The sequence below is a fragment of the Streptomyces sp. NPDC087859 genome (assembly GCF_044742595.1).
Taxonomy (GTDB): Bacteria; Actinomycetota; Actinomycetes; order Streptomycetales; family Streptomycetaceae; genus Streptomyces; species Streptomyces canus_F.
The window spans coordinates 134,632-159,661 of record NZ_JBIUUU010000002.1; the positions used below are offsets into that span (position 1 = coordinate 134,632).

At 71.2% G+C, this 25,030-nt stretch carries 24 protein-coding genes and 1 tRNA gene; 14 read left to right on the forward strand and 11 right to left on the reverse strand.

Annotation, left to right across the window (positions count from 1 at the left end; all coding sequences use genetic code 11):
• Positions 1-96: 96 nt before the first annotated feature.
• The 4 genes from ACIOHP_RS04510 to ACIOHP_RS04525 all read right to left on the reverse strand — a co-directional run bounded on the left by ACIOHP_RS04510 (position 97) and on the right by ACIOHP_RS04525 (position 3,336).
• The gene (locus tag ACIOHP_RS04510; RefSeq protein ID WP_401883363.1) at positions 97-1,263 is read right to left on the reverse strand and encodes a lipid-transfer protein; all 1,167 of its coding nucleotides are present in this window, start codon (positions 1,261-1,263) and stop codon (positions 97-99) included.
• On the reverse strand, positions 1,260-1,703 hold the full coding sequence (locus tag ACIOHP_RS04515) for a MaoC/PaaZ C-terminal domain-containing protein (RefSeq protein ID WP_401883365.1): 444 nt from the start codon (positions 1,701-1,703) through the stop codon (positions 1,260-1,262). Before ACIOHP_RS04515 ends, ACIOHP_RS04510 begins: the two co-directional genes overlap by 4 nt.
• On the reverse strand, positions 1,690-2,634 hold the full coding sequence (locus ACIOHP_RS04520) for a bifunctional MaoC family dehydratase N-terminal/OB-fold nucleic acid binding domain-containing protein (RefSeq protein WP_401883367.1): 945 nt from the start codon (positions 2,632-2,634) through the stop codon (positions 1,690-1,692). Before ACIOHP_RS04520 ends, ACIOHP_RS04515 begins: the two co-directional genes overlap by 14 nt.
• 387 nt (positions 2,635-3,021) lie before the next feature.
• Entirely contained in the window at positions 3,022-3,336 is a 315-nt protein-coding gene (locus ACIOHP_RS04525) for a hypothetical protein (protein ID WP_109497067.1), read from the reverse strand.
• A gap of 347 nt (positions 3,337-3,683) precedes the next feature.
• Between ACIOHP_RS04525 and ACIOHP_RS04530 the strand changes: the two genes are divergently transcribed.
• Positions 3,684-4,550 (forward strand): bifunctional DNA primase/polymerase, encoded by an 867-nt coding sequence (locus ACIOHP_RS04530; protein WP_401883371.1) that lies wholly within the window; start codon positions 3,684-3,686, stop codon positions 4,548-4,550.
• Positions 4,551-4,621: 71 nt separating this feature from the next.
• Positions 4,622-5,053, forward strand: coding sequence for a hypothetical protein (locus ACIOHP_RS04535; RefSeq protein WP_401883373.1), 432 nt, complete (start codon positions 4,622-4,624; stop codon positions 5,051-5,053).
• A gap of 97 nt (positions 5,054-5,150) precedes the next feature.
• Here ACIOHP_RS04535 and ACIOHP_RS04540 read toward each other — a convergent pair.
• Positions 5,151-5,235, reverse strand: a tRNA-Ser gene (locus ACIOHP_RS04540).
• Positions 5,236-5,298: 63 nt separating this feature from the next.
• Positions 5,299-6,783, reverse strand: coding sequence for a S1C family serine protease (locus tag ACIOHP_RS04545; RefSeq protein ID WP_401883375.1), 1,485 nt, complete (start codon positions 6,781-6,783; stop codon positions 5,299-5,301).
• A 259-nt stretch (positions 6,784-7,042) separates the two neighbouring features.
• Between ACIOHP_RS04545 and ACIOHP_RS04550 the strand changes: the two genes are divergently transcribed.
• The 3 genes from ACIOHP_RS04550 to ACIOHP_RS04560 all read left to right on the forward strand — a co-directional run bounded on the left by ACIOHP_RS04550 (position 7,043) and on the right by ACIOHP_RS04560 (position 9,797).
• The gene (locus ACIOHP_RS04550) at positions 7,043-7,852 is read left to right on the forward strand and encodes a glycerophosphodiester phosphodiesterase (protein WP_307028635.1); all 810 of its coding nucleotides are present in this window, start codon (positions 7,043-7,045) and stop codon (positions 7,850-7,852) included.
• Between the two features lie 153 nt (positions 7,853-8,005).
• On the forward strand, positions 8,006-8,644 hold the full coding sequence (locus ACIOHP_RS04555) for an ATP-binding protein (RefSeq protein WP_307028632.1): 639 nt from the start codon (positions 8,006-8,008) through the stop codon (positions 8,642-8,644).
• A gap of 187 nt (positions 8,645-8,831) precedes the next feature.
• Positions 8,832-9,797 (forward strand): DUF5926 family protein, encoded by a 966-nt coding sequence (locus ACIOHP_RS04560; RefSeq protein ID WP_361483679.1) that lies wholly within the window; start codon positions 8,832-8,834, stop codon positions 9,795-9,797.
• Positions 9,798-10,053: 256 nt separating this feature from the next.
• Here the strand turns inward: ACIOHP_RS04560 and ACIOHP_RS04565 are convergent, their stop codons facing one another.
• Both ACIOHP_RS04565 and ACIOHP_RS04570 read right to left on the reverse strand, forming a co-directional pair.
• Complete coding sequence (locus ACIOHP_RS04565) at positions 10,054-10,635, reverse strand: hypothetical protein (RefSeq protein WP_401883379.1); 582 nt, start codon at positions 10,633-10,635, stop codon at positions 10,054-10,056.
• A gap of 56 nt (positions 10,636-10,691) precedes the next feature.
• Positions 10,692-11,357: a bifunctional DNA primase/polymerase gene (locus tag ACIOHP_RS04570; protein ID WP_361554212.1), complete on the reverse strand. Its 666-nt coding sequence runs from the start codon at positions 11,355-11,357 to the stop codon at positions 10,692-10,694.
• A gap of 492 nt (positions 11,358-11,849) precedes the next feature.
• Between ACIOHP_RS04570 and ACIOHP_RS04575 the strand changes: the two genes are divergently transcribed.
• From ACIOHP_RS04575 to ACIOHP_RS04590, 4 genes are all read left to right on the forward strand, one after another.
• Positions 11,850-13,370 carry a PP2C family protein-serine/threonine phosphatase gene (locus tag ACIOHP_RS04575; RefSeq protein WP_401883381.1) on the forward strand — a complete coding sequence of 507 codons (1,521 nt, stop codon included), beginning with the start codon at positions 11,850-11,852 and terminating at the stop codon, positions 13,368-13,370.
• A gap of 94 nt (positions 13,371-13,464) precedes the next feature.
• Positions 13,465-14,928 carry an aminopeptidase P family protein gene (locus ACIOHP_RS04580; protein WP_361483687.1) on the forward strand — a complete coding sequence of 488 codons (1,464 nt, stop codon included), beginning with the start codon at positions 13,465-13,467 and terminating at the stop codon, positions 14,926-14,928.
• 11 nt (positions 14,929-14,939) lie between these two features.
• Positions 14,940-16,385 (forward strand): PLP-dependent aminotransferase family protein, encoded by a 1,446-nt coding sequence (locus ACIOHP_RS04585; protein WP_401883384.1) that lies wholly within the window; start codon positions 14,940-14,942, stop codon positions 16,383-16,385.
• A gap of 55 nt (positions 16,386-16,440) precedes the next feature.
• Positions 16,441-17,667: an MFS transporter gene (locus tag ACIOHP_RS04590; RefSeq protein WP_401883387.1), complete on the forward strand. Its 1,227-nt coding sequence runs from the start codon at positions 16,441-16,443 to the stop codon at positions 17,665-17,667.
• Here ACIOHP_RS04590 and ACIOHP_RS04595 read toward each other — a convergent pair.
• From ACIOHP_RS04595 to ACIOHP_RS04605, 3 genes are all read right to left on the reverse strand, one after another.
• Positions 17,639-18,481 carry a triphosphoribosyl-dephospho-CoA synthase gene (locus ACIOHP_RS04595; protein ID WP_361554224.1) on the reverse strand — a complete coding sequence of 281 codons (843 nt, stop codon included), beginning with the start codon at positions 18,479-18,481 and terminating at the stop codon, positions 17,639-17,641. The two genes, ACIOHP_RS04590 and ACIOHP_RS04595, sit on opposite strands and share 29 nt — an antisense overlap.
• 9 nt (positions 18,482-18,490) lie before the next feature.
• Positions 18,491-19,435 (reverse strand): intradiol ring-cleavage dioxygenase, encoded by a 945-nt coding sequence (locus ACIOHP_RS04600; protein WP_401883390.1) that lies wholly within the window; start codon positions 19,433-19,435, stop codon positions 18,491-18,493.
• 122 nt (positions 19,436-19,557) lie between these two features.
• Positions 19,558-20,007, reverse strand: a complete 450-nt coding sequence (locus ACIOHP_RS04605; RefSeq protein ID WP_327718072.1) for an ATP-binding protein — start codon at positions 20,005-20,007, stop codon at positions 19,558-19,560.
• 232 nt (positions 20,008-20,239) lie between these two features.
• Here ACIOHP_RS04605 and ACIOHP_RS04610 point away from each other — a divergent pair, with 232 nt between their 5' ends.
• The 5 genes from ACIOHP_RS04610 (at position 20,240) to ACIOHP_RS04630 (ending at position 25,026) form a co-directional block, all read left to right on the forward strand.
• Entirely contained in the window at positions 20,240-21,034 is a 795-nt protein-coding gene (locus ACIOHP_RS04610) for a hypothetical protein (RefSeq protein WP_361554230.1), read from the forward strand.
• Between the two features lie 144 nt (positions 21,035-21,178).
• Positions 21,179-21,916, forward strand: coding sequence for a YcnI family protein (locus ACIOHP_RS04615; protein WP_401883394.1), 738 nt, complete (start codon positions 21,179-21,181; stop codon positions 21,914-21,916).
• A 92-nt stretch (positions 21,917-22,008) separates the two neighbouring features.
• Positions 22,009-22,662 carry an SCO family protein gene (locus ACIOHP_RS04620; protein WP_401883396.1) on the forward strand — a complete coding sequence of 218 codons (654 nt, stop codon included), beginning with the start codon at positions 22,009-22,011 and terminating at the stop codon, positions 22,660-22,662.
• Positions 22,659-23,117, forward strand: coding sequence for a copper chaperone PCu(A)C (locus ACIOHP_RS04625; RefSeq protein WP_361554239.1), 459 nt, complete (start codon positions 22,659-22,661; stop codon positions 23,115-23,117). Before ACIOHP_RS04620 ends, ACIOHP_RS04625 begins: the two co-directional genes overlap by 4 nt.
• Before the next feature lie 13 nt (positions 23,118-23,130).
• A complete protein-coding gene (locus ACIOHP_RS04630) occupies positions 23,131-25,026 on the forward strand; it encodes a copper resistance CopC/CopD family protein (RefSeq protein ID WP_401883399.1) in 1,896 nt (631 codons plus the stop codon).
• Positions 25,027-25,030: the final 4 nt, after the last annotated feature.

Consider the following 25,030-nt stretch of genomic DNA (forward strand, 5'->3'; position numbering starts at 1 on the left):
TCCACCTCCTGAGGGTGGACGAAGGGGTGGGGACTACTACGGGACGACCCCTGAGAGGTACGCCCGTCCTCGCAGACGGGCCCGCCTTCAGAGGGCTCAGCCGTCCCCGGAGAGCACCAGTCCCGAGGTGGGTACCCCCGTCCCCGCCGTGACCAGGACCCGGCCCGCGCCGGATATCCGGTTCACCGCCGTCCCCCGTATCTGACGCACTCCCTCCGCGATCCCGTTCATCCCGTGCAGATACGCCTCCCCCAGCTGTCCTCCGTGTGTGTTCAGCGGCAACCGCTCCCCGGCCACGAAGTCCGCCGCCTCCCCCTTCCCGCAGAACCCGAACTCCTCCAACTGCATCAGCACGAACGGCGTGAAGTGGTCGTACAGGATCCCCACGTCGATGTCGGCCGGCGTGAGCCCCGAAGTGCGCCACAACTGGCGGGCCACGACCCCCATCTCCGGCAGGCCCGTCAGGTCGTCGCGGTAGAAGCCGGTCATCTGCTCCTGTGCCCGGCCCGCTCCCTGGGCCGCCGCGGCCACGACCGCCGGCGCGTTCGGCAGATCACGTGCCCGCTCCAGGGACGTGACGACGAGGGCCTGGGCGCCGTCCGTCTCCTGGCAGCAGTCCAGCAGACGGAGCGGCTCGACGATCCAGCGTGAGGCGGCATGGTCGGCGAGGGTGATCGGACGCTCGTGGAAGTACGCCGCCGGGTTGGTCGCCGCGTGTCTGCGGGCGGTGACGGCCACCTGCCCGAAGGCCTCCGGGGTCAGACCGTAGGTGTGCAGATAGCGCTGGGCCGCCATCGCCACCCAGGACGCCGGGGTGAGCAGCCCGAACGGCAGGGACCAGCCGAGCGCGACCCCCTCCGCCGAGGGCTCCCGATGCTGCACTCCCGAGCCGAAACGACGCCCCGACCGTTCGTTGAAGGCGCGGTAGCAGACCACCACCTCGGCCACGCCTGTCGCCACCGCCAGCGCCGCCTGCTGGACCGTCGCACAGGCCGCTCCGCCGCCGTAGTGGACGCGGGAGAAGAAGGACAGCTCGCCCATCCCGCAGGCCTGCGCCACGATGATCTCCGGGTTGGTGTCCATCGTGAACGTCACCATCCCGTCCACGTCGGCCGGCGTCAGCCCCGCGTCGCCCAGCGCGGCCCGCACCGCCTCCACGGCGAGCTTCAGCTCACTGCGGCCCGAGTCCTTGGAGAACTCGGTGGCGCCGATGCCGACGATCGCCGACCGCCCGCCGAGGGTGTCCCGGGCGCGGACGCTCATCGGGCACCTCCTGAGGCCGTCCCCGAGGCTGTCCCGGAAGGCGTCTGCGGCGGCGCGTCCGGCGGGACGGTGACGGTCACCGTGCCCGTGACATGTCTGCCGACGCTGTTCTCCCCGACCACGCGGACGGTCGCGGTGTCGCCTTCGACCTCCTCGACCGCGCCCGTCAACACCATGGTGTCTCCGGGGTAGTTGGGGGCGCCCAGACGGATGGCGACACGGCGGAGCTCGGCCGTGGGACCGAAGTGGTCCGTGATGTAGCGGCCGACGAGGCCGTTGGTCGTCAGGATGTTCATGAAGATGTCGGGGGAGCCCTTCTGCCGGGCCGACTCCACGTCGTGGTGGACGTCCTGGTAGTCGCGGGAGGCCACGGCGCCGGCGACGATCAGCGTGCGGGTGACCGGGATCTCCAGCGCGGGGAGCTGCTCACCGATGTGCATGGGACCCCTCCTCGTGCGAGCCCTTCCCGTACAAGCCTTCCTCCGCCCGGAAGACCGGGAGCACCAACTCCTCGTCGTACTCCCTGAACTCGAGCCGCACGGGCATGCCGATCCGCACCTTGTCGTACGGCACCCCGGTCACATTGCTGATCATTCGCACGCCTTCCGTGAGCTCTATCAGGCCGACCGCGTACGGAGGGTCGAAGGCCGGGAAGGGCGGGTGGTGCATGACGACATACGAATGGACCGTGCCGTTGCCACTCGCCTCGACGGTGTCCCACTCCGGGTGGCCGCAGGTGTTGCAGCCGGGCAGCCAGGGGTGGCGCAGGGTGCCGCAGGCCGTGCAGCGCTGGATGAGGAGGCGGTGTTCGCGGACGCCTTCCCAGAAGCCTGCGTTGTCGCGGTTGATGACGGGGCGGGGGCGGCGGGGGGCCTGGTCCGGCTGGCGCTGTCGCGCGGGGGCGTATTTGAGGATGCGGAAGCGGTGGGTGCCGGCGAGATCGGGGCCGACGCGGATGTCCATCCGGGTCGTGACGAAGTGACCCGTGCCGAGCTTCGTCGTCTTGCGGGGCGACACCGACTCGATCACCGCGTCGAAGGTGATCTCGTCGCCGGGGCGCAGGGGGCGGATGTACTCCTGCTCGCAGTCGGTGGCGACGACCGAGGTGCAGCCCGCCTCGTCGAGGAGGGTGAGCAGTTCGTCGAAGGCCGACGAGCGGCCCGTGTGTCCGGAGAGGCCACCCATCGTCCATGCCTGGAGCATGGTGGGCGGGGCGATGGCGTCCGGGCCGGAGTAGGCCGGGTTGGTGTCGCCCATGGCCTCGCACCAGTGCCTGATCATGGGCGCGTTGACGGGGTCCTTGCCGGTGCCGGAGACGGCGGCGGGCCGGCCCTCGTAGGTCTTCAGTCGCTGCTCCACTTCGTCGGCCATGGCCTCCCCCTCGTCCTCGTGGTCCCGTTCGTCCCGCCCGTTTCGTATCGACACTTCTGGTACACCGCTGCCGCCGTCGGGGTTCCCACGAACCCGGCGAAGATTTCTGACTGTCCGTCAGATGAGGTGCACTGTCAAGGCGGATGGCCACCGGCCGGGCCCCAGTCGGCAGCCCTCGCCCGGAGTTGGCAGACTCGGCCGGAGTCAGCGAGCCCCGGCGGAGTCGGCGAGCCCCGGCGGAGTCGGCGAGCCCGCCCACGACGCCCATGGCCATACGCACAAACGTCTGCGCGGCGATGCCGAAGCACCGCCGCGCAGACGCGTCACACCCCATGAAGCACACCCGGTCGGAGACCGGGGCCGCCGCCTGGGCGGCGGCCCCTCAGGTCACCACCACAGCGGGGTGAAGTTGATGGACGTGTTGTCGTTCCCCTGGTTGATGGCCGTGAACGCGGAGCCGTTGACCTGCGCGGTGTTGCTCTGGTTCGAGGCGCCGGAGCCCACCGCGTTCTGCTGCGTGGTGGACGAGTTGCCGTTGTTGGTGCCACCGACACCGCTGCCGACGATGCTCGCGACACCCGCGTTCGATCCGTCGTCCGCGAAGCCACCGTTGTCCGCCGTCGCGACGCCGGTGAAGAGCGCGGCGGCGAGCGGAAGGGCGGAGACGGCGGCGATGACGCGGGCGGTACGGATGCTTGCCATGTTCTTCCTCCAGAACCCGGCTTCATAGCCGGAAGTACGTCAAGTAAGGCTTTTCCCCAGGCAGTTGGCCGACCGCCTCGGAGTCGATCACGACGTCGCGAGATCAGAGTTGCCCACCGAATCCCCGGCGAACCAGCCCGGAAGCGACCATTCCCCCTGAAGCGTGAGGACAAGTCGATAAACCCCTTTCACGACCTTGAGCATCAGGTCAGGGTGATACGGGCAAACACATCTCAAGCGCCGCAAGAGGTGAAGCGTTCCGGCGCTTTTCCGGCCAACCCGCCCCGCCCGGCGAGTCGCCCTGGAATACGCTTCCCTTTCTCGAACAGGTGTACGAAAATAGAGTCATGGCCACCACAGACCGGCAGGCCACGACGCTGGCCCTCGCCCACGCCCTGTCAGCCGCCGAACGCGGCCTGGCCGTCATCCCCCTGTCCCGGACGAAACTCCCGGCCCTGCGCTCCCCGCACCGCGACGACCCCGAGGCCCCGCCCTGCCACGGCGAGTGCGGCCGCTTCGGCCACGGGGTCTACGACGCCGCCACCGACCCGAACCGCATCCGCGAACTGTTCGCCGCGGCCCCCTGGGCGACTGGCTACGGCATCGCCTGCGGCCTCCCGCCCCACCACCTGATCGGCATCGACCTCGACACGAAATCGGACACGGACTCCTCGGCGGCCCTGCGCGAGCTGGCCCTGCGCCACCTGTTCACGATCCCCGCCACGGTCGTCGTCCTGACCCCCAGCGGCGGCCGCCACCTCTGGCTGAGCGGCCCGCCCGACGTCGTCGTACCCAACTCGGCCGGCCGCCTGGCCCCCGGAATCGACATCCGAGGCGCCGGCGGCTACCTCGTCGGCCCCGGCTCCCGCACCGACCACGGCGTGTACGCGACGGCCCCCGGTACGGCCCATCTGGCCCCCGCCGCCTGCCCGCCCGCCCTGCTCCGCCTCCTGCTGCCCCCGCCCCGCACCCACCACCCCACACCCACGTCGGCGGGCGACCACGGTCAGGGCCTGGTCCAGTTCGTCCTCGCCGCGCACGAGGGACAGCGCAACACCCGCCTGTTCTGGGCGGCCTGCCGCGCCTACGAGGACGGCATCGGCCCCGCCCTCGTCGATCCCCTGGTCGACGCGGCCCTCAACACCGGCCTGACCGAACGCGAGGCCCGCGCGACGATCGCGTCGGCCGCACGCATGACGGGCCACCGGCCGTAAGGCATGTACGAGCCGGCGTCGGCCATGAAATTCACGGGAGCTCGATGCACCACCGCCCTAGAGTGCCGACCATGTCACTGGCCCGCATCGTCCTGACCTCCGGCCGCAGCATCGACCTGTCCGAGCTGCGGCTCTCCTCGACGTACGGCGGAATGCTGGAGGGCTATCCCTGCAAGCCGGTCAACGAGATGAAGATCAAAGGCCTGTTGCAGTCGGCGGAGCGGGAGTTCCCCAGGACGCCGGTCCACCTGGTCCCGCCCGCGCGGGAGTACCCGGACCAGTACGCGGGTGCGTTCGGCCCGGTGGAGGTGCTCCCGTCGGTGGCGTGCGTGGGCCGCTTCCGCTCCGACGTCATGAACCCGGCCCACGATCCGGTCCTGTACCGGTCGAACCTCACGGTCATCTGGTTCCAGCCCACCACTCAGGTGCCGTCGGGCTGCGACGCGGAGACCGGGCTGCGGGAGGTGGCGTGGGACGAACTGGCCTGGGACTACGAGCTGTAGCCGAACCGCTTGCCGCGGACCGGGAAGGCACCCTGAAGTACGCGCACAGCACGACGGCCCCCGACCGATTCACCTGGTCAGGGGCCGACGATCTGTGCGGTGGGTGTGGGATTTGAACCCACGGTGACTCGCGCCACGACGGTTTTCAAGACCGTTCCCTTAGGCCGCTCGGGCAACCCACCCCGCGCCGCAGGTGACCGGCGGCGCGGGGACCAGAGTAACCGGTGAGCACGCGCGCGCGTGGGTCAGCTGTCGCCCTCCCGGGAATCCAGGGTGAGATCCACGGTGTTGGTCTTGCCGTCGCGTTCGTAGGTGATCTTGACCTTGTCGCCGGGCTGGTGGGTCCAGATCTCGCCGATGAGGGTGGGACCCGAGTCGATGACCCGGTCGTCGAGCTTGGTGATGACGTCGCCGGGCTTGAGGCCCGCCTTGGCCGCCGGTCCGCCCGCCTCGACCGCGTCGGAGCCGCTGGCGCCCTGCTCGGTGATCTTCGCGCCGCCCGTGGAGTCCTCCAGGGAGACCGAGGCGCCGATCTTGGCGTACACCGGCTTGCCGGTCTTGATCAGCTGCTGGGCCACGTACTTGGCCTGGTTGATCGGGATGGCGAAGCCGAGGCCGATCGAGCCGGACTGGCTGGTGCCGCCCAGGCCGCCGTTGCTGCTGGACTGGATCGCGGAGTTGATGCCGATCACATTGCCCTGGGCGTCCAGGAGGGGGCCACCCGAGTTGCCCGGGTTGATCGAGGCGTCCGTCTGCAGGGCGCTCATGTAGGACGCGTTCGAACCGCTGCCGTCGCTCGACGCGACCGGGCGGTTCTTCGCACTGATGATGCCCGTCGTGACCGTGTTGGACAGGCCGAAGGGGGCGCCGATGGCGATCGTCGAGTCGCCCACCGCCACCTTGTCCGAGTTGCCCAGCGTCAACGGCTTCAGGTCGCTCGGCGCGTTCTTGAGCTTGATCACCGCCACGTCGTAGCCCTGCGCGTGGCCCACCACCTCGGCGTCGTACTTCTTGCCGCTCGGGAAGGTCGCGGTGAGCTTGCCGCCGTCCACCGCGTCCGCCACGACGTGGTTGTTGGTGACGATGTGGCCCTCGGTGTCGAAGACGAAGCCGGTGCCGGTGCCGCCCTCGCCGCTGCTGGACTCGGCCTGGATGGTGACCGTGCTCGGCAGGGCCGTGGCGGCCACGCCCGCGACCGTGCCGGCGTCACGCTTGACGGAGCCGCCGCTGTCGGAGGCCGAGACGGTGGTCGACGAGCCGTTGTCGTCGTTCTTGGCCAGGGTGTAGCCGAGGCCGCCGCCCAGGCCGCCCGCGACCAGCGCGGCGATCAGGACCGCCGCCATCAGGCCGCCGCGGCCACGGCCGGACTTCGGGGCGGGCTGCTGGTAGGAGGCGCCCCAGCCACCGGCACCCGCACCGCCCGAGCCGCTGTCGGCGTACGTCGGGGTGGCCGGGGGCGGGGGCGGCCACGAGCCGTCCGGCGCCTGGCCCGGGGCAGCGCCGCCCTGCGGACCGCCCGCGCTCGCCGAGGCGTACGCCGGTGCCTGGCCCGCGTGGACCAGTTCCTGCTCCGGTGCGCCGGGGGCGTGCGGGGGCGTCGTGGGGAACTGGGTCGTCGGGGCGCCGCTGCCGGGCGCGGTTGCCTGCGGGGAGGCTGCGGGGGAATCCACCGGCACGGGAGGTGCGGACGGGGCCGGGGGTACCGCAGTGCCCTCGTTCTCGGTGCTCACAGCTTTTCTCCTCGATCCACGGCTGTTGTCCTAAGGTCGCACTCGGTCACGCTCGTTCACGCTTGCCGACGGTCCGGCGCGATGCAGCTGTGCATGTGCTTTTGTATGCCGTCAGCTTTTCCCACAGGCCGTCAGAGCACCATAAGCGGTGGCTGTGGGTCCGCGACTTTCCTTTATATGGGACCTGTCCGGCGAACCGGACGCATCTTGGCGCCCTCCTCGTGCGACGCGTACCCCGGTGCGGTGGCACCATGACGCGGTGACCCACGCACGGCAGCAAAGCATTCAGGTCGTCGCTCACCGTGGAGCCTCCGAAGAGGCCCCGGAGCACACTCTGGCCGCGTACAAGAAGGCGATCGAGGACGGTGCCGACGCCCTCGAGTGCGATGTGCGCCTGACCGCCGACGGCCATCTCGTCTGCGTCCACGACCGACGCGTCAACCGTACGTCCAACGGGCGCGGGGCGGTCTCCGCCCTGGAGCTGGCCGACCTGGCCGCCCTGGACTTCGGCTCCTGGCGGAACCGGGACGAGGAGCCCGACTGGGAGCACCGCCCGGAGGACCGCGAGGACACCTCCGTACTGACGCTGGAGCGGCTCCTCGAGCTGGTCGCGGACTCGGGGCGGCGGGTGGAGCTGGCCATCGAGACCAAGCACCCCACCCGCTGGGCCGGGCAGGTGGAGGAGCGGCTGCTCGTCCTGCTGAAGCGGTTCGGGCTGGACGCGCCCGCCTCGGCCGCCGACTCCCCGGTGCGGATCATGAGCTTCTCGGCCCGCTCGCTGCATCGCGTGCGTGCCGCCTCGTCGGCGCTCCCCACGGTCTATCTCATGCAGTTCGTCTCGCCCCGGCTGAGGGACGGTCGGCTTCCGGCGGGCGTCCGCATCGCGGGGCCCTCGATCCGGATCGTGCGCAATCACCCGGCGTACATCGAGCGGCTGAAACGAGCCGGTCACCAGGTGCACGTATGGACGGTGAACGAGCCCGAGGACGTGGATCTCTGCGTCGAGCTCGGCATCGACGCGATCATCACCAACCGACCCCGCGCAGTCCTGCGCCAGCTGGGCAGATAACCAAAACGCCGCCAACTGGTAAAGACCTGTGACGACATCTTGACCCGGCACCCCGGACACCCGCATTCTCCCAACCCGGCCAGGACGTCGAAATCCAGCCAGGCGATTACAGGGTGTGCCCCGGCGCGTTCGGACCGTATTCGATCGTTACGAATGCGTCAGCGGACCTTGATTGGCCGGTTTCCGGTACAGGCCAATGGGGCATCCACACCGTGGCGTGGGGCAAAGGAGGTCTCGGGGGTGGCGTTGGTGGTGGCACAGGAGGTGCCCACGTCGTCGAGCATGGCCGTACCCCATGGCCCTGCGGGCGTGGGGGAAGCAAGACACCGGATGCGTTCTCAGTTGCGCAGAGGTGGCGTGTCGGAAGCGGTCATCGACGACGCCGTACTCATTCTTTCCGAACTCTTGAGCAATGCGTGCAAGCACGGCCGGCCACTGGGCGACGCCCTGGCCGGGGACGGCGATGTCCGCGCCGCCTGGCGGGTGGACACCGGGGGCAGACTCACGGTCGAGGTGACGGACGGCGGCGGGCCCACCCGCCCTGCTCCGGCCACGCCCTCGGTCACCGCACACGGCGGCCGCGGGCTGAACATCATCACCGCGCTGTCCGACGACTGGGGCGTCAGGGACGACGCCCGCGGCGAGGTCACGGTGTGGGTCGTGGTCCACGACGACGTGCACGATCCGGACGCCTGTCACCGTCGCGACGACTTCGCCACGCGCATCACGGCTCCCTCGGTGTCGACGATGGCCGGTCTGGACTTCGCGGACGCGTTCACCGACCTGGACTAGACGCTCCGCCGGGGAGAACCGCGATGGTCCGCCCTCGCTGCGGCTCCGTCGTGACTGGTCGCACAGTTCCCCGCGCTCCTGCGGGGCGTTACCGAACCGTCGGGGTTGTCCACAGGCTCCCGTCGGTCACTCCATGAACGGCTAGGCTCCCGCCGTACGAGACCAGCCGTAACCGGGAGACCTCACGATGGCCAAGAAGCGACCCCAGACGAAGGCCAAAGGCCCGCAGATCGCCGACGGGGAGGTCCCGGTCGTCGGTGCCCGCGAACCCTGCCCCTGCGGCAGCGGCCGCCGCTACAAGGCCTGTCACGGCCGGGCCGCCGCGCACGCGGTGACCGAGCTGGTGCAGCGCCCGTTCGAAGGACTCCCGGGCGAGGGCGACTGGGTGGCACTGCGCGAGCTGGTGCCGGCCGCCACGGTCGAACTGACGCTGAAGGGCGGCCTCCCCGAGGGCGTCCCGTCGGTCTCGCTGGCCACGGTGCTGCCGATGGCCTGGCCGGCGCTGCGCCGCGAGGACGGCTCGGTGCTGCTGGGCCTGCAGAACGACACGGCGTCGGGCGACATCAGCCGCGACCTCGCCGACACCCTCCAGCGCGCCCTCACCGCCGACCCGGGCACCCCGGTCCAGGGCCGCCGCGCCCCCGCCGACGGCCCGCGACTGCAGGATCTGCTCGACCCCGAAGGCACGTTCGAGCCAGTCGTGCACACGGGCTTCGAGTTCTGGGTGCCGGACGCGGAGAACTCCAGCCCGGAGGTGGCCGCCTCCCTGGAGCGTGCCAACGCCGCGGCCATCCCGACCGCCAAGCTCCAGGGCGTGGACGCCGCCTACTGGTGCGAGACGCCGGACAAGAACCACCTGCGCTGGGTCATGCCGTATCCCGAGGAGCAGCTTCTGGACGCACTCGCGCGGCTGCACGCGGCGGGCCGGGCGGGCCTCGGCGAGGGCACCCGGCTCGTGGGTTCCTTCCGCGCACACGGGCTGACCGTGCCGGTCTGGGACCTGCCGAGCGGGGTCACCGCGGAGGACGTGGAGAAGCCGGCGGCCGAGTTCGCCGAGCGGCTCACCGGCGCGCTGGCCTCGGACGCTCCGCTCACTGCGGACGAGCGCCGCGCGCGTGGCGGGCTGACCAACCGACAGGTCACGCTCAGCTGACACACAGGTTCGAAACCCGGGAGCTGCTGACTGGTCGGTCAGCGGCTCCCGTGGCGCGCGGGGTCCCCGGATCCACTCACAACTCCCGCCGGGAGCAAGTGAGTCGGTGTCCGGAAAGCCGATGAAAAACCGAGATCGAATTTGCGAACTGCCGATCTCTTGTTACCGTTCCAGTAGCCCGGTTGCTGGTGCATCCCCCGTCGCCAGCAACCGGGTCTTTCTTTGCGCCGTTCCGTTTACGCAACGCTGCCGGGCGTCAACTGCCCGTGTACGCACCGGAGTTGCTTCCGGAACGCAGCAGCAGCGGCCCCTGACCGCCCCGTCCCGCGAACTCCGCGACCGCCGTGTACGCGCCCGGTTCGCCCTGGGTGCGCTCCCTGGGCGTCTCGCAGGTTCCGGGCTCGTCGCCCGCGCCCACGGCGCAGTGCATCTGCACGGTGCGGCCGCCGGGGCCCATGAGGCTGAGGACGGATTCCAGTCCGCCGCCGGTGACGTTGCGGTAGTAGGTGCGCGCCCAGGTCTGCTCGCCCTGTGTCAGGACACAGGTCTGTGCCTCGATGCCCTCGGGGGAGGTGAGTTCGGGTCCGCAGCGGGCGGCGGTGGCCAGGCCCAGGCCGAGCAGCCACGGCGAGCTGGTGGGGGCGGCGACCTTGTGATCCTCGCGCACCCCGTCAGGTGCGGCGCCTTCCTCGCGTACGGCGGCCTCATCGCGTACAGCCACGTCGTCGCGTACAGCGGTGCGGCGCTCCTCGCCCACCTGTCCCGCGGACGCCACGGCCAGCGGCAGCGCGACCGCGCACACCACGACGCCCGTCAGGGCAAGCAGACGAAGGTTCATGAAAGGGACGATAACGAGCGCGCGCGGACGACTGGTTCCGCGCGCGCCCGACACCCCTACAACTCGGGCGCGCTCACACCCGTACGAGTGAGGGCGTCCACCGCCGCGTCCACCACGGCCTCGACATCGGGCACCCACGGGGAGGCCGAGCCGGGCAGCGGAGCACGCTCCCAGTGGATGGCGCCCCGGCCCGTCTCGGACGGGGGCAGCGCGACATAGCCGCCCTCGCCGTGGAAGCGCAGGGAGCCGGGGACGAAGTCCTTGGCGTACAGCAGTTCGCCCAACTGCTCCATGGAGTACGGCTTGACGAGGATCGCCCAGCGGGTGGGCGAGGCGACCACCGGTCCCAGGCGCATGCCCTGGCGGTCGAGGGCGGCGAGCGCACGGGAGCCCGCGAGCGCCGGCAGGGACACCGCGCAGGGTGCCGTGCCGCCGGTGGCGAGGACGATCGGCGCGGCGGGCCGGTTGCTCCACCACCAGCGCACCATGCGCTCGTCGGTGGTCGCCGCGAGGAGCCCGGGGTCGAAGGGGTGCGCGCCGGGGACCGTGCACTCGGGGTCGGGGCAGCTGCAACGGGCCCGACCCTGTGGGTCCGGTGCCGCGCCCGGGAGTACGGGCCACTGCCATTCCGTCGCGAAGGTCAGGGCCGCGCTGATCAACTCAGGCCCCCCGTCGTTCCGCTTGGACAGGAGCCTGCGTGCCTTTCCGAGGATCTCGCGCATGAGCGCTCGTTCCTTTCCGTTGCACCGCTGGCAACACCGTGGGCCACATCACACCATGTGTCGATCACTGCACTGTGCGTACCTGTTGGCGCATCACACCCCTGTCAGAGACAAGGGGAACCCCTATGGGTCGAGCGTTGGCTGCGTCCACGGCAGCCTGACCCACACTGCGTCTATCAAAAGCATGGGCGTGGCGTGGGGGTGGCGAAGTCTGGCGTTTTGCCGTCCCGCGTGTTTCTCCTCGCCTCCGCCACGGAGGATGGGGCACGGTCGTCGGTGGTTAAGACGCCCGGGTCCGTCACCAGGTTCCGGGTGGATGTCAACCACCCCTGGTCTTCTCCGAGTACGTACCCATCACGACCGCTGTGACGCTCAGTGGAGCAAGGCCAGTCGACCGCAATAACGCGTTACCCGAGTCAGTTTTAAGCCAACTTTGCTTTTCGGCAAGAGGTACACCGGTGGCCCACGGACACCAGGAATCCCGGCAGGACAATGCTGGACATCCCCTCACGAGTGCGTGTACATGTGGAGACACTGCTAGCGGCGCAGAATGACATGGGGGTTTGCGATGCTTTTGAGCAATACGCACCGGTCGGAAAGCCGGACGCCATGAACGCCCCTCACCCTCCGAAAGTGGCCGGAATCGATTCAACGGTTCCCTCGCCCGCACACACTGTCGCGCCCGCGCCCGCCGTCCCGGGCACCTCTCCGGTCCCGCCACCGACCGCTCCGAACGCCCCGGGCGCCCTGCTCCAGGACCGGCTCGCGGGCTGGGTTTCCGACCTCACGACCCTGCACGAACTCACGGAACGGCTGGCCCGGACGGACGGACTGCAGGAAGCCCTGACGGAACTCCTGCGCGCCGGAGCCGCCCTGGTGGGCGCCCGGCGCGGCCTCGTCGTACTGGAGCCGGACGACGGACTCGGCCCCGACACCACGATCGGCCTGGGCCTGGCCCGGGCCGATCTCGGTCACATCGAGACCGTGCCGCGCAGTGCGATGTCGTACGGCAGGATCCTCGACGGACTGCCGGGCGCCGACGGCGAGATCGCCGAGCCGGACCTGTTCGCCGAGGACGGCCTCGACCCCCGGCACCGCGAGGTGGCCGCCCGCCTCGGCTACGCGGCGTGCTACGCGCTGCCGCTCTCCTCCGACGCCGCCGGCCGCCTCGGCGCCGCCGTGTGGCTGTACGACGAGCCCGCCGAACCGGACGAGCGCCGCCGCCACCTCGTCGGCCTGTACGCGCGCCACGCGACCGAATACCTGGCGCGCCTGCTCGAAGTCGAGCGCACGCGCGCGTGCATGGCGACGATGGCGGAGGAGCTGCTGCCGTCCCGGCTCCCCCGCGTCGCCGGTATGCGGCTCGCCGTCCGGCACCGCACCGGCCCGCGCGGCGGCGGCGACTGGTACGACGCCCTGCCGCTGCCCGACGCCGCGCTCGGTCTCGCGGTGGGCTCGGTCACCGGATCCGGCCCGAGCGCGATCGCCGCGATGGGCCGGCTGAGAGCCAGCCTGAGGGCGTACGCCGTGATGGAGGGCGAGGACCCCGTCGCCGTCCTGTCCGACCTGGAGCTGCTGCTGCGGCTCACCGAGCCGGCCCGCTCCGCGACCGCCCTGTTCGCCTACTGCGAGCCCGCGCTGCGCAAGATCACGCTGGCCGGTGCCGGGCACTGCCCGCCGCTGCTGGTCGGGGAGCGGCGCACGGAGTTCGTGGAGACGTCCGTGTCGGCGCCGCTCGGGATGCTCGCCTGCTGGGAGGCGCCCAGCGTGGAGTTGGAGGCCGAGCCGGGAGAGACGGTTCTGCTGTACACCGACGGGCTGCTGCACCGGACCGGCGACCCCACCGACCGTGCCTTCGCGCGGCTGCACTCGGCGGCGGCCGGGGTGCCGAAGGCGCTGCGGCGCGACCCGGACGCGATCGCCGACCACGTCCTGCGCACCGTCCTGCCGGACGGGCTCGACGCGGCGGACTCCGAGGAGGACGTCGTCCTGCTCGCCGCGCACTTCGAGTAGTGCCTCGGGTAGCTCTCGGTAACAGGTCCAACGGCCCTGGGCCCCCTTCCGTACGACCGTACGATGGACGGGGTCCAGTGCCGTATCGAGGAGGATGACCGTGGCCGACGAGCTCAACCCGGAGACCCCGGAAGAGACCGAAGAGCCGATCAAACAGCGGAAGAACGGGCTGTACCCGGGCGTGTCCGACGAGCTGGCCGAGAGCATGAAGTCCGGCTGGGCCGACACGGAGCTGCACGATCTGCAGCCCATTCCCCAGGCCGCCGAGACCGCCGCCCGCCGTGCCGCGCTGTCCGCGCGTTTCCCGGGCGAGCGTCTGGTGATCCCGGCGGGCAACCTGAAGACCCGCTCGAACGACACGGAGTACCCCTTCCGGGCCTCCGTCGAGTACGCGTACCTCACCGGCAACCAGACCGAGGACGGCGTGCTCGTCCTGGAGCCGACCTCCGAGGGTCACAAGGCGACGATCTACCTGCTGCCGCGTTCCGACCGCGAGAACGGCGAGTTCTGGCTGTCCGGGCAGGGCGAGCTGTGGGTCGGCCGCCGGCACTCCCTGGCGGAGTCCGAGGCGCTGTACGGCATCGCCGCCTCCGATGTACGGGAGCTGGCGGACGCGCTGCGCGAGGCGACCGGTCCGGTGCGGGTCGTACGCGGGTTCGACGCCGGCATCGAAGCGGCGCTGACCGACAAGGTCACCGCCGAGCGCGACGAGGAGCTGCGGGTCTTCCTCTCCGAGGCGCGGCTCGTCAAGGACGAGTTCGAGATCGGCGAGCTGCAGAAGGCGGTCGACTCGACCGTGCGCGGCTTCGAGGACGTCGTGAAGGTCCTCGACAAGGCCGAGGCGACCTCCGAGCGGTACATCGAGGGCACGTTCTTCCTCCGCGCGCGGGTCGAGGGCAACGACGTCGGCTACGGCTCCATCTGCGCCGCCGGTCCGCACGCCTGCACGCTGCACTGGGTGCGCAACGACGGGCCCGTGCGCTCCGGGGACCTGCTCCTGCTGGACGCCGGTGTCGAGACGCACACGCTGTACACCGCCGACGTCACGCGCACGCTGCCGATCAACGGCACGTACACCGAGATCCAGAAGAAGGTCTACGACGCCGTCTACGAGGCCCAGGAGGCCGGTATCGCGGCGGTGCAGCCCGGTGGCAAGTACCGCGACTTCCACGACGCCGCGCAGCACGTGCTGGCCGAGAAGCTCGTCGAGTGGGGCCTGGTCGAGGGGCCCGTCGAGCGGGTGCTGGAGCTCGGGTTGCAGCGGCGGTGGACGCTGCACGGGACCGGGCACATGCTCGGCATGGACGTCCATGACTGCGCCGCGGCGCGGACCGAGACGTATGTCGAGGGCACGCTGGAGCCGGGGATGGTGCTGACGGTCGAGCCCGGTCTGTACTTCCAGGCCGACGATCTGACGGTGCCGGAGGAATACCGGGGTATCGGTGTGCGGATCGAGGACGACATCCTCGTGACGGAGGACGGGAACCGGAATCTCTCGGCGGGGCTTCCTCGGCGGTCGGATGAGGTCGAGTCCTGGATGGCTTCGCTCAAGGGCTGACGCCTGGATCGATGGCCGGGTACCAGTGGGGTACCCGGCCTTTCGTTGCGGTCTGCGGGGTTGTGGGGGCTTGTCGCGCGGTTCCCCGCGCCCCTTGGGGGGTTGATGTGGACCTGCATATCGAGCTCGGGTCTGTTGAGGGGCGGCGGGCCGGGCTTGAGCGTGCCTTGCGGGATGCCGTACGTGACGGGCGGCTGGCTCCCGGGGCTCGGTTGCCTGCCACGCGGCGGCTGGCCGCCGAACTCGGCGTCTCGCGCGGGACCGTGAAATCGGCGTACGACCAACTCGTCGCCGAGGGGTATCTCACCGCCCGGCAGGGTTCGGGCACCCAGGTCGCCTCCTTGCCGTCCGTGGACGAGGAGAACCCGGAAGCCGCCCCACACACGCGTGCACCCCGTTTCGATCTGCGGCCCGGCAGTCCGGACGTCGGGACGTTCCCGGCGGCGGCCTGGCTGCGGGCGCTGCGGCGGGCGATCGCGACGGCGCCCTCACTGGCGTACGACTACGGCGATCCGCGCGGGCGCGTCGAGCTGCGGACCGCGCTGTCCGGGTACCTGGGGCGTGCGCGAGGGGTCATCGCGCCCCCTGAGCGGATCGTGATCACGTCCGGGTATGTGCAGGGGCTCGCGCTCCTCACGCGTGTGCTCGACGGTGGCGAGATCGCCATGGAGGACCCGGGGCTGCCCTTCCACCGGGAGGTCGTACGGCGCGGCGGCGGGAGCGTGGTGCCCGTGCCGGTCGACGAAAGGGGCGCCCGTGCCGACGGGCTGGGGGACTGCGGAGCCGTCGTGCTCACGCCCGCGCATCAGTACCCGACCGGGGTGACGTTGCATCCCGCACGGCGGCGGGCGTTCAGCGACTGGGCACGCGCGCGTGGCGGGCTGCTCGTCGAGGACGACTACGACGGGGAGTTCCGCTACGACCGGCAGCCCGTCGGTGCGCTGCAGGGGATGGCGCCGGGGCATGTCGTGTATCTCGGCACCGCCTCCAAGACGCTGGGGCCCGCGCTGCGGCTCGGGTGGATGGTGCTGCCGCCGCACCTGGTCGACGCGGTCGCCGACGCCAAGCTGCACAGCGATCACCACACCGAGTCCATCGGGCAGTTGGCGCTCGCCGAGCTCATCGGCAGTCATGCGTACGACCGTCATGTGCGCGCCTGCCGGCTGCGGTACCGGCGGCGCCGGGACCAGTTGCTGCACCGGCTCGGGGAGCGGCGGCCGGTGCGGGGGATCGCGGCCGGGCTGCACGCGCTGGTGGAGGTCGCCGACGAGAAGGAGGCCCTGGCGCGGGCGGAGGCGGCGGGTCTCGCCGTCGGGCGCCTTGGGGACCACTGGCACACGCCGGACGCCGAGGGGCGGCCTCAGGGGCTCGTGGTGGGGTACGGGACGCCGCGGGAGCGTGTGTATCCGGAGGCGCTGGAGGCGCTGGGGACCGTGTTGGACGGATTGGGCCAGTAAAGGGGGCGACTATTGGGTCTGTAGTGGGGTCCAGTTCCCTTCTACCGTCGTAGACATGACGAACTCCCTCGTCCCGCCCGCGGGGCCGCGACGCGTCCTGGCCCTGGCCCAGTTGACCAATGCCGTCGGTGACGGCGCCTACCTCGTGACCTCCGCGTTATACTTCACCCACGTCGTCGGGCTCTCACCCGCGCGCGTGGGGCTCGGACTGACCGTCGGGTGGGCGGTCGGGTCGGTGGCGGGGGTGCCGCTGGGGCGGCTCGCGGACCGGCGCGGGGCACGCGGTACGGCGGTGCTGCTGGCGCTGGCGGCGGGGCTCGCGGTGGCGTCGTTCCTGTTCGTCCGGGGGTTCCTGCCGTTCGTCGCGATCGCGTGCGCGTACGCCGCCGCGCAGTCGGGGCTGGCCGCGGCCCGGCAGACACTGCTGGCGGGGCTGGTGCCCGCCGGGGAGCGGACCGGGGCGCTGGCGTATCTCCAGTCGGCGTTCAACGCCGGGCTGGCGGTGGGTGCGGGGCTGGGCGGGCTGGCGATCCAGGCCGGGACGCGGGAGGCGTATCTGGCGGTGTTCGCGATGGACGCGGTGACGTTCGCGGCGTGTGCGGGGGTGCTGATGCGGCTGGCGTCGGTGGCGCCGGTACCCGTGCGGAAACGTCACGGCCTCGGTGTCGTACGGGATCGCCGCTATGTCGCCGTCACGGCCCTCAACACCGTCCTGCTGCTGCGGATGCCGCTGCTCAGCCTCGGGCTGCCGCTGTGGATCGCCGAGCGGACGCAGGCGCCGGCATGGCTGGTGTCCGCGCTGTTCGTGCTCAACACCGGGGCCGTGATGGTCTTCCAGGTGCGGATGGCGCGCGGTGTCACGGGGATCGGGTCGGCGGTCGGCGCGGTACGGCGGTCGGGGTGGGTCATGCTCGCGGCGTGCGCGGTGTTCGCGCTGTCGGCCGGTGCGTCGCCGTGGGTCGCCGCCGGGGTCCTGGTGGCCGGAGCGGTCCTCCAGGTCCTCGCGGAGATGGGGCAGTCGGCCGGTTCGTGGCAGCTGTCCTTCGATCTGGCCCCGGCCGACCGGGTGGGTGAGTACCAGGGGTTCTTCGGAACGGGCGTGACCGTGGCGCGGACGCTCGGTCCGCTCGTGGTGACCACGCTGCTGATCGGCTGGGGGACGGCGGGCTGGCTCCTGCTGGGAGGGGTGACACTGCTGGCGTCGTACGCCATGGGGCCGGCGGCGCGCCGGGTCACCGCCTCCCCGCGGGAGGTCAGGCAGCGGCCCGTGCTCGTGAACTGACTGTCGCCGGAAGCGAGTCCAGGAACAGGGCCCCCGCGAGCAGCCCCGCGCTGCCACGGGGGCTCCACGCGCGCGCGTGAAGGTCCGCGTCGAAGGCGACCAGTGCCGCGGCACCGGCCTCGGTGGACGTGCCGCCGGCCTCCAGGACGCCGCGGGCGCCCGCCTGGACGTGGCGCAGGCCGAGGGGGCCCGCGGCGTACAGGAGTTCGGTGTCCTGGAGGGTGGACATCACGGTGAGCAGGGCGTCGAGCCGGGCCTCGCCCTCGGTGGCGCCGGCCGCGCGCGCGGCCGCCAGGGCGTCCAACGCCCGCCGTACGTGCGGGAATCCGGCCCGGGCCTCGCCCCGCGCCCCGGCTGCGCCGTACTTCGCCGACACCGACGAGCCGTGGGAGGGCTTGCGCGGGGCACGCTTGTCGGTGTGCCGGGCGATGCCCTTGGCGGTCGCGGTGATGTCCGTGGCCACGGCTCGGGGGTCCAGGGCGGCCGCGGCGACCAGCAGGCCGAGGGCCCACGTGGCGCCGCGGTGGCCGCCGCCCGCGAGGCCCACCGAGTGCTCGGTGCAGCGGCCGATCGCGCCGAGTTCCGTACGGAGTCCGGGCGTGGGTTCGCCGGTGCGGCGGGCGGCGGCGGCCATCGCCGCGAGGCCGGGCACGAGTGCCTTGGCCGACCAGCGCAGGGAGCAGTGGTCCCGGCGGGTGACACGGGCGTCGAGGTCACGCGGATCGGGCAGGCCCGGCTTGGGAGCCAGGGCCAGCTGCCCGGTCAGCGCGGTCACGGCGGCCTGCGCCAGCGCTTCGTCCTCGCGGCTGCTCATGGCCGAACCTTACGAGGAGGCCGAGGCCGACGGGGAGGCGCTGCCGGTCGGGGCCTCACTCGGCGGAGTGCCCGTCGGCGCGTCGCTCGGCGGGGTGCCGCCGCCACCGCCTCCGCCTCCGCCCGCGCCGGTGCTCTCGGCGTCGGGGTCGATCCCGAGGGTCAGGAAGCCCTTGTAGCCCTTGGAGGGGTCCTTCTTGTGGACGGCCTCGAGGGTGAGCAGGCCGCCGGCGGCGCCGCTGCCGTCGTACACCATGTCGTTGTCGAGGGTGGTGTAGCTGCCGGAGTGCCGGGAGTAGGGCTCCAGCGTGAAGATCTCTTCGGCGACGGTGTCGTCGAAGAAGAACTGGCCGGTGTGGTTGACCTTGCCGCCCTCGTAGGTGCCGTCCTCCTTCTCGCCGCCGGTGTGGACCTTGACGTGGATGTGGCAGGTGCGCGGGGTGTACCAACCGGGGAAGATCGTCTCGAACTTGACGACCCCGTTGCCGTTGGCGATCTGGTAACCGCGCAGGTAGGTCTGGTCGTCGGCGGTCGAGCCGTCCTCGCTCTCGGCGGGGGCGGAGCCGCCGGGGTTGGCGGTGGTGTAGCCGGAGTAGTAGCCCCAGGCGTCGCAGTGCCAGATCTCCACGGCCGCGCCGGGGACCGGGGTGCAGCCGTCGGTGGCGTCGACGACGGTGAGGCGCAGGGTCAGCGGGACGCCGCTCTTGCCCTCGGTGATGTCTTTTCTGACCAGGGCGCCGTCGAGGTAGTACGGCCCCTCGGTGACGCTCGTCATGAGCGTCATGCACTCGCTGCCGGCGGCGGACGCCGAGGCCGTCGCGGCAGCGGTGGTGGCGTCGTCGGCGAAGGCCGACTGGTAACCGGCGACGGCGAGGCCGCCCGCGGCGACCGTGCCGCCCGTCACGGCGATGGCTCGGCGCCTGGTGATCGTCTTGTCCCTGTGGTTTCCCGTCATGATCGGGAAGGTAGGGACGGTGTCCGTCAGGGAGGTGGGGAGACGCTGAGAGCCGCCTGTGAATGCTGAGGAAGCTGAAATTCCGCGTCTTCGCGCGTGGAGAAGTCCCCGGGCGGCGGGCGCTACACCGCCATGAGCGGAGCGTCCTTCTTCCACTTGAGGATCTTGTCGAAGCTGACCACCGCACCGCCCCGGCCCGGCTTGTTGCCGATGTGGACGTGGTCGGCGAGCTCCTGGATCAGACACAGCCCGCGGCCGTGCTCGGCCTCGCTGGAGGCACGCCGGACCACCGGGGCGGGGCGCCCGAAGCCCGGACCCGAGTCCGCGACCTCGATACGACACTTCTCGCCGTCCAGATATGCGGTGACCCGGTACGCCTCCGAGGTACCGCCCTGCTCGGTGTCCCCGCCGTGCTCGACGGCGTTCGCGCAGGCCTCGCTGAGGGCAACGGAGAGGTCGTAGGAGATATCGGGGTCCACCCCCGCGGTCTCCATCGTGCCGAGCAGCAGCCGTCGCGCGAGCGGAACGCTCGCGGCTTCGCGGCGCAGATGGAGTGACCACCAGATGCTCATGCTCCAGCCTCCCGGCCGCGGCTCGACATACCGTTACCTATTGCCGCCAGTGGCCAGGTGTAAGCACACAGTTGACGTGACGCCGCCCATATGGGCGATGCGTACCGGGCGGCGCATGGGGTATGTGGGGGCGGTTCATATCAGAGGGTGATCTTCCGGTCGTACCACCCGTACGTCACTTTGTGGGCCTGCCGTATGGCCGCCGTAAGCCCAGTGCGATGATGAGCCCGCCATGTCTGCCCCCCACCAGCGCACCGGAGACGGTCTCCGGCTCCCGCGGGCCGCGGTGTTCGCCGCGGTCTGCGTCGTGCTGGCCGCCGCCGGGCACACCATGGCCGCCTGCGCCGCCGTTCCGCTGTGGACGCTGGGCGCGGGATTCCTCGGGGTCCTCGCGGTCGCGGCACCGCTCGCCGGGCGGGTGCGCTCGCTGGCCGGGACCGCGGCGCTGCTGGCGGTCGGACAGACCGTGCTGCACACGCTGTTCGGGCTGGGACAGCACGGTACGACGACCCAGCCGATGCCCCCGATGTCGTCGGACGCCACTGTGGTGGAGCAGGCCGCGCGGCTGGTCTGCGGGACCACCGCGGCGGCGATCAGCCCCACCCAGGCGGTCCGGATCCTCACCGAGGCGCGCCTCTACCCGGGCACGCACGCGCACGGCTCGATGGACACCATGTCCACCGCCGACGCCTCCACCTCGCTGATGCCCTCGCTGCCGATGCTGCTCGGTCACCTCCTCGCGGCCCTGGCCGCCGGCTGGCTGCTGCGCCACGGCGACCTGGCGCTGCTGCGGCTGGCCGAACTGTCGGCGCACGGGGTCGCTCAGGGGGCACTCGTACGGTCCCTGCGCGCAGCGCTCGCTCTGGTGCGTGCCCTGCGGGCCGGGCTGCCGGGTGCGCCGGAGGCCGGTCCACGGCTGCCGCGCACCGATCTGCTCGCGCCCCCCGCGCCTCGTACGACCGCACTCCGGCACGCGGTGATCCGGCGCGGTCCGCCCGCCGCCGACGGTCTCGTCCTCGCCGCCTGACACGACGCGAGCACCCCTTCCTGGGTTGGGGGCCGCCGTCGTGCGGCCACACGCGCGTGCCCTGTTCCGAGTGATCGGGCACCTCTGCGCGCGCGTATCCCTCTTCAACTCCGGAATCACACGCGAAGTGGAGTGCTCTCTTTCATGAAGGTTTCTCGTCTCGCCGCCGTCGGCGCCCTCGCCGCCTCTGCCGTCGTCGTCCTGTCCTCCCCCGCGTTCGCGCACGTCAGCGTGCAGCCCGAGGGCACCGCCGCGAAGGGCGGTTACGCGGTCGTCGACTTCAAGGTGCCCAACGAGCGCGACAACGCCTCGACGACCAAGCTCGAGGTCACCTTCCCGACCGACCACCCGCTGGCCTCCGCCATGCCCGAGCCGGTGAACGGCTGGGACATCAAGGTCACCAAGTCCAAGCTGTCCAAGCCCATCGAGCTGCACGGCAAGAAGATCTCCGAGGCCGTCTCCAAGATCACCTGGACCGCCGACGGCAAGGGCATCCAGCCGGGCTTCTTCGAAAAGTTCCCGGTCTCCGTGGGCACGCTGCCCGAGGACGCCGACGAACTCGTCTTCAAGGCGATCCAGACGTACTCCAACAAGGAGGTCGTCCGCTGGATCGAGATCGAGCAGGAGGGCCAGGAGGAGCCCGAGAACCCGGCCCCGGTGCTGGCACTCTCGGCCGCCTCCGAGGACGGCCACCACGGCGCGTCGGCGACCGAGAAGGCCTCCGACTCCGACGACACCGAGAACGCCGCCGCCGAGACGGCCGCCCCCGCCGACAGCAGTGACACCACCGCGCGCGTGCTCGGCGTGGTCGGCATCGCCGTCGGCGCGCTCGGGGTCGGGTACGGCGTGCTCGCCGGCCGTCGGCGCACCACCGACGCCTGAGGTCCACCCTTCCGCGCGGCGCACCGGGGTCGTGCGACCTGTCCGCACGATCCCGGTGCACCCCGGGCCCTTCACATCTGGGACATTTTGATATGCGCAAGAAGACGTTCGCCGCGGCCGCCCTGCTCGCCGCCGCATCCCTGACGCTGACCGCCTGCGGCAGCAGTGCCGACAGCGACTCGCCCGTCTCGGTGGTCTCCGAGGAGGCGGGTTCCGACAAGGCCGCCACCGTCCTCGACAAGCCGTTCGAGAAGCCGGACCTCGTCCTCACCGACACCCAGGGCGAGAAGTACGACCTCCGCGAGCAGACCAAGGGCCGGCCGACGCTGATCTACTTCGGCTACACCCACTGCCCCGACGTCTGCCCGCTGACGATGAACAACATCGCCGTCGCCAAGAAGCAGCTGACCAAGGCACAGCAGGACGAGCTGCGGATCGTGTTCGTCACCACCGACCCCGACCGGGACACCCCGAAGGCGCTCGGCAAGTGGCTCAAGGGCATCGACTCCCAGGTCGTCGGTCTCACCGGCGACTTCGCCACCATCCAGGCCGGCGCCCGCACCCTCGGCATCTCCATCGAGCCGCCGCACAAGGACAAGAACGGCAAGATCGTCTCGACGCACGGCACTCAGGTCGTCGCGTTCTCGCCGAAGACCGACGGCGGGTACGTCCTCTACGGCGAGGACGCCACCGTCGACGACTACACCAAGGACCTCCCCGAGCTCATCAAGGGAGAGAACCCGTGAGCCGGTTCCCGCTCCTCGCGGCCGCCGCGGCCGGCGCCCTGGTGCTGACCGGCTGCTCCGACTCCGGCTCCTCCGACGACGCACAGGCCGAACTGTCCGTCAGCGCCCCCTACATGCCCCAGCCGGTCTCCGACTCCATGGCGGCGGGTTTCCTCACGATCACCAACCAGGGCGGCGCGAAGGACGACCTGACCTCGGTCACCAGCGATGTCGGCGAGGTCACCGTGCACAAGACCGTCGACTCCGCCATGGCGGAGGTCAAGAGCCTCGACGTGCCCGCACACGGTCAACTCGTGTTCAAGAGCGGCGGCAACCATCTGATGTTCGAGAACCTGAAGCGGAAGCCGAAGCAGGGCGAGACGGTCTCCGTGGAACTGCACTTCGCGAAGTCCGGCCCGGTCACCGTCGAGATGCCGGTGAAGTCCGCGACGTACAGCCCCAAGACCGGGCACTGAGGGAGGGACCACCTTGACGCAGACCATCGCCCCCCGCGTCCGGATCCTGGTGCTGCTGCTTCTCGCGGCCACCGGACTGCTTCTCGCCGGTGCCGGACCGGCCTCCGCGCACGCCGCGCTGACCGGCAGCGACCCCCAGCAGGGGGTGGTGGTCGACAAGGCCCCGACCCAGGTCTCGCTCACCTTCTCCGAGAAGGTCGCGATGTCCGACGACTCCCTGCGGGTCCTCGACCCCAAGGGCAAGCGCGTCGACACCGGCAAGCCGTCCGACGTCAGCGGCACGACCTACGCCGTCCAGCTGCACAGCGGACTGCCCGACGGCACCTACACCGTCACCTACCAGGTCGTCTCCGAGGACAGCCATCCCGTCGCCGGGGCCTACACCTTCTCCGTCGGCGCCCCCTCGAAGACCACCGTCTCGGCCTCCGGCCCGACCGCCGGCGGCGGAGTCGTCGGCTGGCTCTACGGCTTCGGACGTTACGTCTCCTACGCCGGGTTCATCGTCATGGTCGGCGGCGCCGCCTTCGTGCTGGCCTGCTGGCAGCGCGGTTCCGGCGTACGGCCCCTGCAGCGGCTCGTCGTCTCCGGGTGGCTCGCGCTCACCTCGGCCACCCTCCTGCTGCTGCTCCTGCGCGGCTCGTACACCGGCAGCGGCAAGCTCGGCGACGTGTTCGACCTGAGCCTGCTCGGACAGGTCCTCCAGACCAAGACCGGCGCGTCGATGGTCTCCCGGCTGCTGCTGCTCGCCGCGGCGGCACTGTTCATCGCCGTGCTCTTCGGGGCGTACGACAAACGCGAGGACCAGGAGAAGCGGGACCTCACCTTCGGGCTCTCCATCGGCGGCACCGTCGTGGCCGCCGGGCTCGCGGCGAGCTGGGCGATGGCCGAGCACGCCTCGACCGGGCTCCAGACCGGCATCGCGATGCCCGTCGACGTGGTGCATCTGCTGGCGGTCGCGGCCTGGCTCGGCGGGCTGACCGCGCTCCTGGTGACGCTGTACCGGGCCGACACCCCCATCGAGCGCTCCGCCGTTCGCCGCTTCTCCCGTCTCGCCTTCAGCAGCGTGGTGACCCTCGTGGCCACCGGCATCTACCAGTCGTGGCGCCAGCTCGGTTCCTGGTCGGCCTTCACCGACACGACCTACGGACAGCTGCTCCTCGTCAAGATCGGGCTCGTGACGCTGCTGGTGGGCATCGCGTGGATCTCCCGGCGATGGACCTCGCGGCTGGGGGACAGCGCGGTGACGGCCTCGGTGGAGGTTCCGGAACAGGAGGACGCTCCGGAGCGGGAGAAGGAGCACGTCAGTGCCCATGCCCAGGGCGGCGACTCCCAGCGGGCCGCCCAGCTCGCCCGGCAGCGGGCCGCCGTCGACGCGGCGCGGCAGCGGCGGCAGCGGGACGCCGACCCGGATCGGTTCGGGCTGCGCCGCTCGGTGCTCGCCGAGGCGAGCGTCGCCGTCGTGCTGCTCGCCATCACCACCGTGCTGACCCAGACCGAGCCCGGCCGCACCGAGGAGGACGCCAAGGCGGCCACGTCGTCGTCCTCTTCCTCCTCCACCTCGTCCTCGGGCGCGCTGACGCTCGACATGCCGTTCGACACCGGCGGCGAGGACGGCAAGGGCCTCGTGCGGATCGATCTCGACCCCGCGCGCGTGGGCGCCAACGAGATGCACGTCTACGTGGAGCGGCCCAATGGGCGCGGCTTCGACGTACCCGAGGTGAAGGTCTCCTTCACCCTCGAGTCCAAGGGCATCGGGCCGCTGCCCGTCGTCCCCGACCACATCACCACCGGACACTGGTCGGCGAACGGCATCCAGCTCCCCATGGCGGGCGATTGGCAGATCGCGGTGACCGTGCGGACCTCCGACATCGACCAGACCACCGTCTCGAAGAACGCGCAGATCGGCTGAACCA